We start from the raw sequence: 992 nt of genomic DNA, 5'->3' as shown, positions 1-992 counted from the left end.
TAACCCGAATTCCGGATAAGGAATTGACGAAGTGCCTGTTCCAAGAGCAAAGTTTTGGTGCACACCAAAAACCGCTCTGGGGAGGAACAGGCAATGAACAAATTAGTTGAAATTTTCTGCGATGTCGATGACTTTTGTCGTTTTTTCATTCCTCAATGGGAGCAATTTTGTCTCGACAACGGGTATCGTCTGCGCCGTCGACAAGGTCACATGTATCCCAGTGAAATCATGACCATTTTGATCCTCTTTCACATGTCACATGACCGTAATTTTAAACATTTTTACCTGGAACATATTTGGAAATATCACCATAATGATTTTCCAAACTTGCTCAGTTATACCCGTTTTGTCAGTGTCGCGCCTTCCGTGTTAATGCCACTGTGCAGTTATCTGACTCAATTAAAAGGCAAACCCACAGGCATTGCTTTTATTGATTCCACCAGCTTGAAAGTTTGCCATAACATCCGTATTCCTCGGCATAAGGTGTTTGAGGGGGTAGCCCAACGCGGAAAAACGTCAATGGGATGGTTTTACGGTTTCAAATTACATCTGATTGTTAACCATCAGGGCGAAATTCTGGCACTGAAAGTCACGGCGGGTAATGTGGATGATCGGGAACCGGTTCGCGAATTAGCAAAAGAATTAACGGGTTCTCTTTATGGTGACAAAGGTTATCTTAGCCAGAAACTGGCAGATGATTTAGCGCAAACCGGTGTCACTTTCATCACGAAAAAACGCCGTAACATGAAAGCACGTGTGCTGGCTGAGTGGGATAAGATAATGTTATCAAGGCGTTTTATTATCGAAACAATTAATGGGCAATTAAAAACCATTTCTCAAATAGAACACTCTCGCCACCGAAGTATAAAAGGATTTTTGTTGAACGTTTTAAGTGGACTGATTGCTTACTGCCTTAAATGGAAAAAGCCGTCACTGAAAATTTTCTACTCAGACGAAGATTTTCCAGCAACGGCTTAAGCGGTATTCGGGTT

The 992-nt window shown here is 42.0% G+C and carries 1 protein-coding gene; it reads left to right on the top strand.

Annotated features, from left to right (window positions below; translation table 11 throughout):
- The first annotated feature begins 93 nt into the window (after positions 1-93).
- Complete coding sequence (locus Xbed_RS18800; protein WP_086114317.1) at positions 94-978, top strand: IS982 family transposase; 885 nt, start codon at positions 94-96, stop codon at positions 976-978.
- The last annotated feature ends 14 nt before the right edge of the window (positions 979-992 follow it).

This window comes from Xenorhabdus beddingii (assembly GCF_002127545.1).
Taxonomy (GTDB): domain Bacteria; phylum Pseudomonadota; class Gammaproteobacteria; order Enterobacterales; family Enterobacteriaceae; genus Xenorhabdus; species Xenorhabdus beddingii.
The sequence above is the reverse complement of the archived record's forward strand: the minus strand, read 5'-3'. Positions and strand labels throughout refer to the sequence as shown.